Genomic DNA, 15,434 nt, shown 5'->3' with positions numbered 1-15,434 from the left:
ATTTTATTTATTGAATTCCAGAAATGAATTCGATTTGTATGAGTGTCTGATTGTATTCATTGAGTATGGCGAAGTAGTTGAACTTCACGTTCAAAGCTCGGTCGAGCCCTTGAGTATATTCCACATAGCCTATCTCTCCTCCTTCAAATCCTTTCTGGGCTTGTGCCAAAATCAGATCAGCCTGAGGCAAGGCATTGTTTTCATAATAATTCAAACTATTTCTGTGCTTTTTGTATTGCTGAATCAGCGCACGCCATTGCCCATTTACTTCATTGGTGGCAGCTTCTAATTGTGCTGTACTTACTTGTTTTTTGAGCTCTGCCGCCTTGACGGCTGACAGCTGTGACTTCGACCCAAAAATCGGCAAAGCCACCCCTATTTGAAAACTAGAAAACCGATCACTAGAACTGTAATTGACTGGAGTACCATTTATATCAAGTCCAGGACCATTGAGCGATTGATTCACATAACCCAACGTAATGTCTGGCAGCAGTCGAGATTTTTCCACCACTTTTTCCTGATCTAGAATATCTATCTGTCCCTGAAACCATTGCAAGGTAGGGTTGGCCGCCAGCGAAACAGAATCTGGTGATATAGCAAACTTCTTTGCTGTCAAATACCCTAAATCGGCCTGCCTCACCGTTTCTGTATCTAGCAATGTACGAAGCCGCGTACGTAAAATCTCTATATCCGATTTGTTTTGAGCAAGCATCACTTCTATATCAGCTACCTGCGACTGAGCCGTTGCTTTCTCTAGCAAATTGCTTTCACCAGTAGCATAGCGTAAACTGGCAGCTTCGGCATAGCGCAAATAGATACTGTCCTGTTGCTTTAAAAGTAAAGCCTTGCTTTTGGCATACCACAGCGCATACCAAGCCGCCTTCACTTCTTTCACCAGTTCGTTTTGTGTGATGGCTTTTCGCTGTTCGCTATGCTCCACTTTGGCTTGCGCCAATTTACTTTGATTGGCATATACCGTCGGAAACTCAAACCGTTGACTGATACTAAACTGATTGTCATTATCATATACGCTATTGTATTGCCCATGCGTCCACCTTACATCCGTTTTAGGCAGGTTCCAACTGGTTTGTTTGGTCGCTTGCTGCTGCTGTACATACAAATCTTCTGCTTTCAGCGTGGGGTTATTTACTAGCGCCACATCTAGCACTTCATCAAGCGATTGATAAACCACTGGAGCCGCTTGTGCCATGACTTTTTGCGGGTTAGCGACGAACAAGCTCACAATCAACAACAGAGCGACAACTGGTTTGACCTTTATCCCTTTCTCAAAATAATAATAAAGAATAGGCAATACGATCAAAGTCAAAAACGTAGCCGTAATCAACCCACCTATCACAACAGTAGCCAATGGTTTCTGGACTTCGGCACCAGAGGAATGAGACAAAGCCATAGGTAAAAAACCCAATGACGCAACAGACGCCGTCATGATCACTGGGCGAAGTCGTATCGCTGTACCTTTAAATACTCGCTCAAACACATCTGAAACACCCTCTTTTTTGAGTTGGTTAAACTCCCCGATCAATACAATGCCATTGAGCACAGCCACACCAAAAAGAGCGATAAACCCAACACCTGCCGAGATACTAAATGGCATATCTCGCAACCAAAGCGCAAAAATGCCTCCGATGGCAGACAAAGGAATAGCTGTAAAAATCAGAATACCTTGTTTTACCGACTGAAAGGTGAAATACAACAATACAAAGATGAGCAACAAAGCCAAAGGAACTGCCACACTCAAACGTTGACGGGCTTCGATCAAATTTTCGAACTGTCCTCCGTACGATACCGAATAGCCTGGTGCAAATACAATAGATTGATTGATCTTGTCTTGCATTTCTGTGACTACACTCTCCACGTCTCTATTTCTAACATTGAAAGCCACAATGATCCTTCTGCGTGTATTGTCTCGCTGGATTTGATAAGGCCCTTCTTTGATTTGTACATCCGCCAATTGATAGAGTGGAATCTGATGCCCATCGGGTCTGGAGATGTAGAGATTTCTAACATCCTGCAAACCAGAACGATGTATTTCTTTCAGACGAACCACCAAGTCAAACCTACGTTCTCCTTCATAAACCAGCCCTGCCGATGCGCCAGCAAATGCTGCTTGAATCGTCTGATTCACTTCTTTGATATGCAAACCATACTTAGCCAACTGATTACGCTTGTAGTCGATCACAATTTGCGGCACACCTGTTACCTCTTCGAGATAGAGGTCTACAGCTCCAGACACGCCCGATGCAATAGCACCTATTTGCTGTGCATACTCGGACAATTGATCTAGATCCTCTCCATAGATTTTGATAGCCACATCCTGCCGCACACCAGTCATGAGTTCGTTGAATCGCATCTGTATCGGCTGCTGAAACCCAAACGTAACACCTGGGATCACCTCCAGCGCTTCGGACATTAAATTGGCCAGGTCTTCTCTATTTGAAGCCGATTCCCATTCACTTTTATCCTTTAGAATAATCATCAAATCAGCCGCCTCTGGAGGCATAGGATCGGTAGGTATTTCACCAGACCCTATTTTAGACACTACTTGCAGTACTTCTGGAAACTGCTCCAACAATAACTGTTCGGCTTGCGTGGTCGCTTGAATGGTGTTTTGCAGGGAACTGCCCGTAATCACTCGGGTTTCTACAGCAAAATCACCTTCTTCTAGAGTAGGGATAAACTCCCCGCCCATAACAGAAAAGGTGTATAGCGCCCAGGTAAAAAGAGCCAAAGTTGATGCGAGCAACCAAGGTCTTTTATACATTGCCCAACGTATCAACGGATCGTATAGGCGATGAAAAAACGCCATAATTTTGTCTGAAACATTGGCTTTGTGCTCTCCTTTTTTACTGAGGAACAAAGCGGAAGCCATAGGCACATACGTGAGTGATAGCAGAAAGGCACCTAGGATAGCAAAACTTACCGTCTGTGCCATAGGTCCAAACATTTTGCCTTCTGTGCCTACCAATGCCAAAATCGGCAAATACACAATCAGAATAATAATTTCGCCAAAAGCGGCCGAGTTTCTAATTTTGCTAGCAGAGGCATATACCTCATCATCCATTTCTTGCTGAGTGAGTCTTCTGCCCCACTTTAGTAGCCCGAGGTGGTGCATAGTGGCTTCTACAATAATGACCGCACCATCCACAATCAGTCCAAAATCTATAGCTCCTAAACTCATTAAGTTACCTGACACACCGAAGAGATTCATCATACTAAAAGCAAACAACAAAGACAAAGGAATAACCGAAGCCACAATAAGTCCTGCTCTAATATTGCCCAAAAGCAAAAGCAGTACAAATACGACTATCAGCGCACCTTCTGTTAGGTTTTTAGTTACGGTACTTATTGCTGTATTTACCAATTTGGTTCGATCCAAAAACGGTTCTATCGTCACCCCCTCTGGCAGGGTCTTTTTAATTTGCTCAATACGTGTTTTGATATTTTTAATTACTTCTGCTGAATTTTCACCTTTGAGCATCATGACGATAGCACTTACTACTTCGCCCTCTCCATTACGCGTGGTGGCGCCATACCTCACCGCATGACCAAGCTGCACTTTGCCCACATCTCGGATCAAAACAGGAATACCATCAGCGTGATTTTTAATGACGATATTCTCAATGTCTTCCATACTCCCGACCAATCCTTCACTTCTGATAAATAAAGCCGTCATATTCTTCTCGATATAAGCACCGCCTGTATTTTCATTGTTCGATTCTAATGCTTCAAAAATATCAGCAATAGATACTTGCATGGCATTGAGGCGATCAGGGTTAATGGCTATTTCGTATTGTTTGAGGTACCCTCCAAAACTACTGACATCCGCAACTCCTGGTGTACCCAGCAACTGCCTCCTGACAATCCAGTCTTGTATGCTACGCAATTGACGAGCATCGTACTGGCTCTCATACCCTGGTGCTGTACTGATTACGTATTGGTAGATTTCGCCCAACCCCGTGGTGACTGGTGCCAACCTCGGCCTGCCTACGTTAGGAGGTATTTGTGCTTCTACTTCCGCCATGCGCTCGTTTACTTGCTGGCGTGCCCAGTACACATCTACACGCTCATTGAATACGATCGTGACGACAGACAAACCAAAGCGCGAGAACGAACGAATTTCCTCTATTTCTGGAATAGTCGCCATAGTAACTTCCACTGGAAACGTAATCAGTCTCTCCACTTCTTCTGCCGCCAATGTCGGAGACGTAGTTATAACCTGCACCTGATTGTTGGTAATATCGGGCACTGCATCCATAGGCAACTGCGCCAATGAAAAAATGCCCCAGATGATCAGTCCAAGTGTAAACAAGCCCACAATAAGCTTGTGATCGACTGAAAATCGAATGATTTTATCTAACATATATATAGTATTAAATAGTTATTCTAAAAATGAATAAGCACTACATGACAGTCGTGCTAAAAAATAAGATACACCTCGATTAGCCCATACTAAAAAGCTTATGCTTTGCTGGTCTATCTTTTTCAAAAAAATGGGAACAACTATGCCTTGGGAGGCTGAAAAGGACTTTCTGAATATTCAGATGTAAGTGAAAACGAATAAAACCCGAAAGTAATATCCATAGGAAATGTCTGATATGACATTTGAAATGGCACCTCTAGTGAGCAGTAATACATGGGCGCATGATTGCACTGGTGCTCGCCATGTAGTGGCAGCTTTTCGTCGTGTTCATCACCATGATGGTGAGCGGCCGACTCCTGGTCAGTCCCATAGTGCAAATTCAAAAAATCAAAAAATGAAATACCATCGTGTGCCACATGCTCCTTGTAATGCTCAAAAAGCACTGGAATTTTGGGCACTTCACAACACAAATCCATATTAGGCACAAAAGCCTGCAGAAAAAACAGTGTTGCAAATAGTATGGCGATCAATGATTTCATTACAAGAGTAAAGCTAGTACTTTATTTCAAAGTAGAGAAAGTAAGCTGAAAATAGAAAATTGACATCATCGTTATGGTTGGCATATTGCTGTATAGGTATTGATTTTTTAGGCCAAAGAGATCACTCTTTTTTCGCTCGCACTTAAAAATGCCGCTTCGATAATTTTCATCACTCTTATACCATCCTCAGCACTTACAGGTACCTCAGCATCTTGAGTTAGGGCTTGATAGATTCCTTCATAATACTGGCGGTAGTCTCCTTGCAAAGCTGGTACCTCTTTACGAACGTCTTTCCCTTCCAACTCATAGTTTAAAATACCAAATGCTTCTTTAGGTTCGGTACCCCATCCGTCATGGCCTGGCCTTTTAGATGCTTGCAAATCGGCTTCTTGCACATCTGCACGAGCCTTCAAAAATGCTCCTTGCGTACCATATACAATAAAAGAAGGCACGGGCTCTTTCACAAAATAACTTGCCCGCAGTCGCACCAACATCTGAGGATAGTACAATAAAATTTCAAAAAAATCATCCACCAAGGAGTCTTCACGAGTAATCGCTATACTCGCAAATACAGACTGAGGAAAACCAAATTGGCACAAAGCCTGATCGATGAGATGTGGCCCTAAATCCTTGACAATACCTGCCCCTGGCCCTTGTTTCTCTTTATGGCCTTTCAAGCTAAGTTTGGGACTAAATCTATCGTAGGAAAACGAGACCTCAACCAATCGGCCAAGCACACCGCTATCGATAACCGATTGCACCGTTTTAAAATCACTGTCCCATCTCCTGTTTTGAAAAACAGATAATTTCCTTTTTTTCAACTTGGCCAGAGCTGCTAATTCTTCTGCTTCTGCCACAGTAGTCGTAAAAGCCTTTTCCACCACCACATCCTTACCTGCTTCAAGTGCTAATTTGGTGTATTCATAATGAGTATATGTTGGCGTATTGACCACGACCAGATCGACAGTCTCATCATGCAGTACGCTTTCCAGCGAATCATAGCTTGTTGCTTCGGGATAATGTTTTTGAATTTCCTTTTTGGATCGCTCCCATGACCCAGACAAAACAAATCCAGGATGGACATCTATAAATGGGGCGTGAAAAACTCTTCCGGACATACCAAAAGAAAGAAGGGCTGCATGTATTTTTTTCATCATGATTGTAATGTAGACGGGAGAAGCCTTACACATGTTGCTCGTCCCACAATGTCTTGGTGAAATTAGTATATCAATCGATCATCTCAAAGTAGCGCCGACGCCCCTCCTATTGCCAGGATAATTGTTTTCGCTCTGCCCAATAAGCTTTCGGTGATTGTGAAAATACCTTCAACTCTGCTATTTCATCTTGAGTAAGTTGAAACGTATTTGCCTTTAGGTTTTCTCTCAACTGCTTTGCATTGGCTGCACCACTCAACACCATAAATGGATCTACTGTATCCAAACAAAAACGCAAAGCTACGGCATCTATCCCTACGTCGTATTGCTCTGCCATTTGCTCTAATCGATCATACAATCTATGGTAATTCGAATAATTTTCATTTCTAAATAATCTACCATTCGCCAAACCCTCTTTAATTACAACACGCTTATCTTCCAACTCACTAATAATACTAGCCAGACTTTGATCCAAAATATTGTAGGTCACCTGATACACATCAAAGAGCTGCTGATCTTCTACCTGAATATCCAACGCATATTTTAGCACATCTACTTGATTGTCCCCTGTACAGCTTAATCCAATAACCAACTGATGCTCAACTTTCAGTTCAGCCAGTCTTTGCAAGACACTTTCATCATCGAGCACTCCCGTATCGAAAGTTGCCGAATGAATTTGCAATGTGGTCAGTCTAGGAGAAAGTGCCTTAGACGATTTCCATTGTTTTTCCAATTGTGCCAAGCTGTGATTTTTCAGTTCGTGTATTTCAGCATTTGGGTCAAAATTGGCCACATATTCATAACCCCATTTAGTAGCTATTTCAATCTCCAAATCCTCCTGTCGCTCTAGCCAATCGATTAGCAACTGCTCTGCCATACCATAGCCTGGTGCCGTATCAAAGTAGCGAATACCAGCAGCATAAGCCTCATCCAAAGTATGAAGCCCTGCTTGACGAAAGGCTTCCAACTCAAAAGAGGTCGTAGGAGATGGTTTGATATTGATATATTGAGGACGACCAATAGCCGCTGTACCTAAGCCAATTTTCATACGTATGATTATTTGTATAAAACAAAACTATACGATATATCGGGTTCAAGAAAACAAAAATGTTCTACTACGATCAGAGGTTGATTTTTGAAATAAATTTCAATCCTTCAATAATTTTTTCATCAAGAATAAAGGTTAATACGAATAACCTCCCTAATTTTCGAGTTAGAGTACAGAAGCAGATAAAGAAAGAAGCATGTTTGGCCAAAAAGTAGCGGCAGCACTACTTATATCATTCATAATAGACGCAGAAAATATCAATTATGGATTGTTTATTCTCCTAGGTATTTTCGTATGCATTGGCATCTATGTTGTCATCCTACTCAATAGCCGTCGGGTACGAATACAACGTCAAATACTACAACGTAAAGTAGCACAACGCACAGGTGAAATTTCCAAGCAAAAAGAAGAGCTACAAAATCAATCCAATGCGCTTCAAAAAGCATACGAAGAAATCAAAACGAAAAACATGGCCATTGAAGAGGCCTTCGAACATTTGACCAATTCTTATTCGAAATTATCTGATCTGAACAGAGAAAAAGATGGGATCATCAGTATAGTAGCACACGATTTGAGAACACCGCTCAACAACATAGAAGGACTGACCCAACTCATTTCCATGGAAGGCAATTTGAATAAAGACCAACAAGACTACATATCAAAGATCCGTTCGGTTGTAAAAAATGGCAATAACATGATTCAAGATTTGTTGGACATCAACCAAGCCAAAAACCAAAAACCTATATTAAATTTATCAGATATAGCACTAGGGCCGTTTATCGAAAACTGGCAAGCCAACTTCGAAAAGGCCCTTTTATCAAAAAACCAAAAACTAATCCTAACTGGAGATTTTTTTGATCTTGACATACGTACAGATGCTGGCTTGCTTTCCAGAATATTGGACAACCTGATGTCCAACGCCATCAAATTTTCTGTGCAAGGCACTTCGATACACATCGACATTCATTCCCAAAATGATAATCTGAATCTCATAATAAGAGATGAAGGACCAGGGATCAGTGAACAAGATCAGCTCAAAATGTTCAAACCTTTTACACGCCTTTCGGCTAAACCCACCAATGGAGAACCTTCCAACGGATTAGGCTTATCAATTATTAAAAGTCTATGCCAACAACTGGGTGGTAAAATAACTGTGAATAGTGAAATAGGTAAAGGAACAACATTTGAAATCAACTTGCCTATGGCTACCGCCTGTGAGATGGTAAGCAAGTAATAACGGAACTAAATAAAACTATTTATGAAATGTTAATCTCAACTGGAACGCTATTTGTATATGCGCAACAAGTTTGAACAAAAGAATCTTAATAAACACATTCAAATTATTTCAACCATGACAAAACAAACATTAAATATCTCTCCCCTTTCACTCGTGATCTTGATCGCTATGATTATCAGTGTCTCTTCTTGCAAAAGCAAGAAAAATCTGGCACAAGTCACTGCCCCTATCGAAGAAGTAGAAGAAGATGAAGTCCCAGTGAATGAAGTAGAAGAAACACCTGTAGTAGAGGAAAGAATACCCGAAAAAATACCTACAAAAGAGGAAAAGCTCAACAAGTACATGAGAGCAGTATCAAGCGCTCCGTCAACTGCTGCGGCCAACGCCAGCATCGACGAGGCACTGACGATGTTTAGCTCATCAGAAGCACCTGTGCTAGTGGTGATCTATCATGATGGGGCTAATCCTGACTACGACGAACCTACTACCATTGGTAAGTATTTAGATTACTTGAAAGACACTAAGAGCAAACCTGCAGAAGTAGAAGAAGTAGTCTATGATAGCAATGGAAATATCAAAGAATTGGTATTAAAAAAATAAGTATATCACCTGAAAAGAAATTAAAGACATGCAAATAATCAAATATACCATGCTATCGTTGGCTCTCTTGCTGACCGCTAGCGCATTTGGCCAAAGTACAATAGACCCGAAGAGAAAACAAGCCATCGATTCGCTAGCATTAGAAAAGGTAAAAGACCTGAGTAAATACATCAGTATTATCGGTAAAAAGGACACCCAGTTTTCCGAAGCCCAGCGTGTGATGAACAGAGCCGAAGAGCTATTTGCTACAGATAGCGAGATGGGCGTATCGTCGCTCAGTAAAGAAGAAGTGACTTACTACAAAGTGAGAGAATACTTCGAAAGACTAATGGCTTTGAATTATGACAAAGTGAAAATCCAATGGTACGACATTCATTATGTGAGTGATCTAGAGCAGCAGCCTGACGGTACTTTTGTAGGTGTAATCACAGTCTATCAGCGATTCGAAGGCAGCTCTAAAGACGGTACATTGAACTACAAAGACACCACTAAAAAAGACATTACAATCTACGTGAAGAAGAAAGAAACGCAGATTGCAGGTAGAATCATCGAATTCTGGGATGTCATGTTGGGCGACATTAGAGTAACCGAAACGTCTGCATGAAAAGCATCCTATTCGCACTAATTACCTTATTATCTATACATGCATCAGTGGGCCAAGGGCTCACTGATAGTATGAAAGATACTGAAGAGCAACTCCGAGCCTCTACCAAACAAATCAATCAGTTTTTTAGACGCTTCAATGGCGAAGAGGATGAAGATGGTAAACGCTACTATCCTTCAGACAAGCGCTACCGAGATGCCAATCTTCGCAAAAGATACATGCCCGTCTTGTTCGACACCAAAACCAATCAATTGGACAATGATCAGACTAAAGCATTTATTGCCAAAATCACTGACAAAAAATCTCCTGCCTTTTTAGATTTCAATCAAGACGACTGGTTGGCAGAGGTCAGTGCCACATTCAAATACAAAGGCCGTGCAATCTCTGGTACTTTATACATGCGCTTGCAGCAACAAGGTCAAGGCTATGAATGGGTGATCGACGATGTAGCTTTCAGTCAATTCAAAAAATGGTTTGACAAAGACACCACTGAAACGAAGAAATTCCTTCACCCGATGAGTCACGAACTAGATTTCATGACTTTGCGTAAAGGCCTGAAGGACAACAAACATGCAGAGCAGTTTACCCCAAGGACATTTCAGCCAGACTATCTTACGCTATTCATTTATGAATTGAATCAAGGAAATCTAGAATTTACCTCTGTGAAAAATGTCAATTTCCATTTCTTTGCGATCGACGGCTATTATTTTGGAATCTCCAATTTCAACAGACCAGGGTACAATTCTGGGTGGCTCATATCCAGCTTAGTTCCTCTGGCAAACGACGATCAAAAACAACAAATGTTGGACTACATATACGACAAAAATTAAGGTGATGAAATACTTTCTTTTGTTGGCACTCAGCCTCACATACACGCTGAGTCAGGCGCAAACCGCCCCCGACGACAGCAGCATAGATGAAGTGCGCAGCTTGGTGAACTTTTACGAATATATGCTCAACACCATAGGTGGAAATAAAACCTCTACTCGCGACAAAGAGGTCATTATCACGGAGAGCTACAAGAAAGTATTCAAAAATCAGGAAGTACAAATCGAAGATGATTTGATTTTGGACCGAAAGGTAATCACCAACAAAGATGTATCTGCTTACTTGCGCGATGTAGATTTCTTTTTCAACGACATTCATTTCGATTTCAACAATATAGAAATAGAGAGAATAGAAGCTGAAGATGGCAGCTATTACTATTTAGTATCTTTTGAAAGTACCCTGCAGGGAACCACACTAGACGACGAAACTCTCAATAGTACGAAGAAGCGTTTTCTGGAAGTAAACCACAACGAACAGACCAACGATCTGAAAATCGTAAGTGTATACAGCACGAAAGTAAGCCGTGAAAAAGAACTCCAACTTTGGTGGGAAAGCCTTTCCTTTGGCTGGGTCAACATCTTCAAAAGCCTGGTACCTGCTGAAGTGATTGACAGCAAAACATTGATGAAAATTGCCTCACTCGACAGCCTCAACCTGGCTGGAAATCAGTTCGTTTTAGACTTAGAGCCCCTATCAGCCTTGAAGAACTTGAAGCAATTAGACATCAGTGATACAAAAATCACAGATCTCAGCCCCCTACGATACGCCCGACATCTCAATAGCCTACGCTCTGCAAACACTCGATTGGTGGACATTACAACATTAGAATATTTTGACCAACTGGTTCGATTGGATCTGTCCAATACAGGAGTCACCGACATCAGTACATTGGCACGACTATCCAAACTTAAACAACTCAACTTATCTGGTACTGCTGTCACAGATTTTGATGCGTTGAATGCTCTACAAGCATTGCAAAACATCAATCTATCAAACACGGCATTCGACGACCCTACATTTTTCGCTAATAGCACGGGACTAGTAGCTATAAACTTGTCTAGAACCCCAGTAGATCATTTATTTGTTTTTCAAAGTTTGCCTCAAGTGCAAACACTCAACCTATCAGAAACACGCATTGTCAATCTGAACGGACTAGAAAATCACCCTATGCTGAGTGAGCTGTTGATTAATCAAACCAAAGTCTCCAAACTTACTCCATTAGCAGGTCTACCACATTTGAAAAAAATCTATGCTGATCTCTCTAGTGTCACGGAGCAAATAGCTTCTGAATTTATGACGCAACACCCGTCTGTGGTGGTAGTCACCAACAGCCAACAACTCACACAATGGTGGTGGTCGCTACCCGCCAATTGGAAAAGTGTACTAGGCACACAAATGGGCACCAATGAGCCTACCAAAGAAGACCTAGCCATGCTCATGAACATCGATTCGCTAGATGTATCTGACAAGAAACTGTACACCTCTTCTCCCCTGCAAAAATTCAAAAGATTGCGCTATCTCAACGTAAGTCGTAATGATATTGGGAGCTTTGATTTTACCTCCGACATGGAAGATCTAGAGTTTCTATCTGGCATAGACTTGCCTATAGCAAGTTTAGATGGCTTAGAAGCCAACAAAAAGCTAAAGCAACTCTTCCTAACGAATACCAAAGTCAAAGACATTCAACCATTGAATCAATTGAACCAATTAGAACTACTAGACACAGAAGGTACATTCGTAGAGGAAAGCCAAGTCGTTAGTCATTTGTCTACAAATCCGCAGACTGTCATCATATATCAATCGGACAGCGTATTGACTTGGTGGAACAATTTGCCTCCCGTATGGCAAAAGACATTCGGACTTTCCAACCCTAGCTCATTCGAATTGCATCGACTGATAGAAAAGCAAGAGCTTGAAATCGTCAACAAAAAAATACCATCACTCGCCCCCCTACAGGCCTTTATCAACCTAAAGGCTATCAAACTAGATCGCATACAATTAACCCATTTGAGCGAATTGTATATGCACGAAGGGCTCTTGAAACTGACTTGTACTAACGGCCCACTCATCTCACTTGAGGGTATTTCTAAATTGACTAAACTAGAAACTTTAAACATCTCACAAACTGCAATAGAAGACCTCAAAGACCTTTATGAGGTGCGTAGTTTGAAGCATCTCGATTGCTCTGGCACCAATATCAAAAGTATAAAAGGAGTCGATGATTTGATGAACCTTGAAAGTCTCAATGTGAGCAATACACGCATGTGGAGACTGGATCGTGTCTTCGATAAGCGAAATTTGAAATCACTCATATGCTATAATACTCGTCTGAGTCAGAGCAAAGTGGATGAATTTCAGACGATGTATCCCGATTGTGAAATCACGTTTTATTGATTGGACTAGTTAAAACTAATATTCTTTTTTGTCCGTGCTCGCCTCCCATATTTGAAATGCTTCCAAAGCCTCTTCCCTCATCATCTGACGAGTGAAAAGCTTTCGTTTTGCCAAGGGACGCGACAGCTCTTCATAAATAAACTGATCGTCAAACTGTATAGCTGCCGCATCTTCTTTGGCATTGGCGTAATAGACAGCTGCTGGTCGCGCCCAGTAAATGGCTGCCAAGCACATGGGACAGGGTTCGCAACTGGTATATACTTCACATCCTTCGAGATGATAGCTACCCAAGAAAGTGCAAGCTGCTCTGATTGCTACCACTTCAGCATGTGCCGTAGGGTCATTATTAGCAGTAACTAAGTTGGTGCCCCTGGCTATTATTTCACCATCCTTCACGATCACTGCCCCAAATGGACCACCTGTATGAGCAGTCACATTTTGAATCGAAAGCCGAATCGCTTCCTGCATATACTCTTTTTGTTGCTTTTTCATAAATTAAAATTATACATAATGACCATTGCAGGCATGCAGCTTCTCATCAAAAAATGATATGGTATCATTGTTGTTTATACTCAACCACACGTATGCGATATTTCACCTTCATTTTATTCAGCGCGCTCACATACTCGGTTTTTGCTCAACCTAACCAGATAACCAAGATTGAATTTCAATCGACATCCAGAACCTATTTTGAGCAGATCACTATCACTCCTTATCATTCGATCATCACACAAAAACTAAATAGAGAGGCAAAAGCGACTACACAGAAACAAATCATCACCTCCGATAATTGGAGTAAACTTATAAATAAGCTAGAAAAGACTTCTCCAAAGCAGTGGCCAAAACTAGTCTCTCCTAGTCAAAAACGGACATACGATGGGGCAAGACATTCGCAGCTCGTAGCCTACACCACTACTACATCGTATACTCATCTGTTCGATGACCTGCAACCCAACACCGAACTATGCAACTTACTCTCGCTTATCCTCGAGATAAGGGATTCGTCCAAAAAATAATCAGTTAATCCCTTGCTCTAACCATTCATACAAAGCCCGATAGGACTCTGGTAGTTACGCTTAATTTTGCATTATTAGATTTATCGTTTATCTTGTTATAACCCAAATCTGATGCGTGCTATTCGACTTGTTAGCACATAAATACATTCAATACTATATAGAAATAAACTCTTGACGAAGCATAGTTTCATCGGTACACTTTTTCTTGTTGGATCAGACTCAGAGAAATTAAAAACTACTAAGGAAAGGATCATTCTAGCCAATGTGATGTTTTTGATGGTGCCCATCATTATTCTCATTTCATATGTATTGGATTACAAAGAATACTTAATCCCCTATAATGAGTTAAACTTTGACCAGTTTACTCGAATGATGTTTGCTGGTGCTTCATTGTTTTGTTATTATTTAAACCGTCAAGACCAATTTCTGCTCAGCAGGTGGGTTTATATCCTTTCATGGATTGCCTTTTGGCTCGTGTTAGATCCTGTCGTACAGGGTACCTCACCAGATTATTATTTCCATTTCGACCTAAGTATTATTGGATTATCACTTGTCTCTCAAATTCTCTTTTCGTACAAGAAAGAACCCATCATATATGGCTTTTTAATGGTGTTTAGTTTAGTCTGTATTTATTTTCAGCAATCGTACTTATTGCATTTTGATGCAAATCAAGAATTCACTAAGACATTCCTCAATAACGATTACACCTACCTCACATCTATCTATTATTGGGCTATTTTCAATCTAATTATTGGGTATTTGCTTTTCATTTATGAAAAATCAAATATTCATTTAAGTGAAAACAATGTCAAGCTAGATAGATTGACTTCCAACCTTGAAGAGGTAGTAGAAGAGCGTACCACTGACCTTCGAAAAAAGCAAAATGAGTTGATTGGTATTACCGAAAGACTATTAGAAAGTGAGGACAAATACCGTAAACTATTTACCAATAGCTTTGAAGGAATCGCTCGACTCGAACTAAACCCACCCTTAGATACAAGCTGGCCAAAAACACAGCAAGTAGCCCACTTACAGGATCATTTGACGCTAGTAGAGTGTAATCATGTTTTTGCAAAACTATACTTACACAAAGATCCCACTACCCTCATTGGCGAACGCCTATCCTTTATTATGGATCATAAAGAGTCAATGACAAATCTGTTGGAAACCTATGTCGAAAATGACTATCACCTTAATGGAAAAGTCATGACAGAATCGATCCATGGTACGAATCGGTGGTTTATCGGCCATGTAACGTCACAAGTTGACAATGGAAAGATCAGCTGGTTATGGCTCAATAAGCTAGACATTACAGAAAAGAGTAAACAGGACGAAGAGCGAAAAATATTGTTACAAAACCTAGAAGAATATGCCTTTCAGACATCACACGAACTCCGTGGTCCACTCTCACGCCTCCTAGGCCTGACCAGTTTGATGCTCAACAAAAATGCTTTCAACCAAGAAGAGCTACCAGAAATGCTCAAGCACATCAACAATACTTCTATCGAAATAGATGATGTAATCAAAATGATGAATCAGGTACTAAGCCGCAGTAGCTACGAGAGTAAGCTCACCAAAGATAAAACAAAGGAATAACCCTAATTCAAAAGCTCCATTCTTTAAAATCGAATAC

At 41.0% G+C, this 15,434-nt stretch carries 12 protein-coding genes; 7 read left to right on the top strand and 5 right to left on the bottom strand.

The window, feature by feature from the left end; genetic code table 11:
- Nucleotides 1-7: 7 nt before the first annotated feature.
- From N7E81_RS13875 to N7E81_RS13860, 4 genes are all read right to left on the bottom strand, one after another.
- Nucleotides 8-4,381 (bottom strand): CusA/CzcA family heavy metal efflux RND transporter, encoded by a 4,374-nt coding sequence (locus tag N7E81_RS13875; RefSeq protein WP_263050190.1) that lies wholly within the window; start codon nucleotides 4,379-4,381, stop codon nucleotides 8-10.
- A gap of 140 nt (nucleotides 4,382-4,521) precedes the next feature.
- Nucleotides 4,522-4,920, bottom strand: a complete 399-nt coding sequence (locus N7E81_RS13870) for a hypothetical protein (RefSeq protein ID WP_263050189.1) — start codon at nucleotides 4,918-4,920, stop codon at nucleotides 4,522-4,524.
- A 107-nt stretch (nucleotides 4,921-5,027) separates the two neighbouring features.
- Nucleotides 5,028-6,077: a Gfo/Idh/MocA family oxidoreductase gene (locus tag N7E81_RS13865; RefSeq protein ID WP_263050188.1), complete on the bottom strand. Its 1,050-nt coding sequence runs from the start codon at nucleotides 6,075-6,077 to the stop codon at nucleotides 5,028-5,030.
- Nucleotides 6,078-6,183: 106 nt separating this feature from the next.
- Nucleotides 6,184-7,122 carry an aldo/keto reductase gene (locus tag N7E81_RS13860; protein ID WP_263050187.1) on the bottom strand — a complete coding sequence of 313 codons (939 nt, stop codon included), beginning with the start codon at nucleotides 7,120-7,122 and terminating at the stop codon, nucleotides 6,184-6,186.
- 196 nt (nucleotides 7,123-7,318) lie between these two features.
- On the opposite strand from N7E81_RS13860, the gene N7E81_RS13855 reads away from it, so the two are divergent.
- The 5 genes from N7E81_RS13855 to N7E81_RS13835 all read left to right on the top strand — a co-directional run bounded on the left by N7E81_RS13855 (nucleotide 7,319) and on the right by N7E81_RS13835 (nucleotide 12,785).
- A complete protein-coding gene (locus N7E81_RS13855; RefSeq protein WP_263050186.1) occupies nucleotides 7,319-8,356 on the top strand; it encodes a sensor histidine kinase in 1,038 nt (345 codons plus the stop codon).
- A 117-nt stretch (nucleotides 8,357-8,473) separates the two neighbouring features.
- Nucleotides 8,474-8,959, top strand: a complete 486-nt coding sequence (locus tag N7E81_RS13850) for a nucleoid-structuring protein H-NS (RefSeq protein ID WP_263050185.1) — start codon at nucleotides 8,474-8,476, stop codon at nucleotides 8,957-8,959.
- 49 nt (nucleotides 8,960-9,008) lie between these two features.
- Nucleotides 9,009-9,563 (top strand): hypothetical protein, encoded by a 555-nt coding sequence (locus N7E81_RS13845; protein ID WP_263053090.1) that lies wholly within the window; start codon nucleotides 9,009-9,011, stop codon nucleotides 9,561-9,563.
- The gene (locus N7E81_RS13840; RefSeq protein WP_263050184.1) at nucleotides 9,560-10,393 is read left to right on the top strand and encodes a hypothetical protein; all 834 of its coding nucleotides are present in this window, start codon (nucleotides 9,560-9,562) and stop codon (nucleotides 10,391-10,393) included. The genes N7E81_RS13845 and N7E81_RS13840 overlap by 4 nt, the downstream gene beginning before the upstream one ends.
- Nucleotides 10,394-10,397: 4 nt before the next feature.
- Nucleotides 10,398-12,785: a leucine-rich repeat domain-containing protein gene (locus N7E81_RS13835; protein ID WP_263050183.1), complete on the top strand. Its 2,388-nt coding sequence runs from the start codon at nucleotides 10,398-10,400 to the stop codon at nucleotides 12,783-12,785.
- Between the two features lie 15 nt (nucleotides 12,786-12,800).
- Here N7E81_RS13835 and N7E81_RS13830 read toward each other — a convergent pair whose 3' ends face one another.
- The gene (locus N7E81_RS13830; RefSeq protein WP_263050182.1) at nucleotides 12,801-13,277 is read right to left on the bottom strand and encodes a nucleoside deaminase; all 477 of its coding nucleotides are present in this window, start codon (nucleotides 13,275-13,277) and stop codon (nucleotides 12,801-12,803) included.
- Between the two features lie 92 nt (nucleotides 13,278-13,369).
- On the opposite strand from N7E81_RS13830, the gene N7E81_RS13825 reads away from it, so the two are divergent.
- Together N7E81_RS13825 and N7E81_RS13820 are read left to right on the top strand one after the other, a co-directional pair.
- Complete coding sequence (locus tag N7E81_RS13825) at nucleotides 13,370-13,801, top strand: hypothetical protein (protein ID WP_263050181.1); 432 nt, start codon at nucleotides 13,370-13,372, stop codon at nucleotides 13,799-13,801.
- 171 nt (nucleotides 13,802-13,972) lie between these two features.
- Nucleotides 13,973-15,397 (top strand): hypothetical protein, encoded by a 1,425-nt coding sequence (locus N7E81_RS13820; RefSeq protein WP_263050180.1) that lies wholly within the window; start codon nucleotides 13,973-13,975, stop codon nucleotides 15,395-15,397.
- Nucleotides 15,398-15,434: the final 37 nt, after the last annotated feature.

This window comes from Reichenbachiella carrageenanivorans, assembly GCF_025639805.1.
Lineage (GTDB): Bacteria > Bacteroidota > Bacteroidia > Cytophagales > Cyclobacteriaceae > Reichenbachiella > Reichenbachiella carrageenanivorans.
The sequence above is the reverse complement of the archived record's forward strand: the minus strand, read 5'-3'. Positions and strand labels throughout refer to the sequence as shown.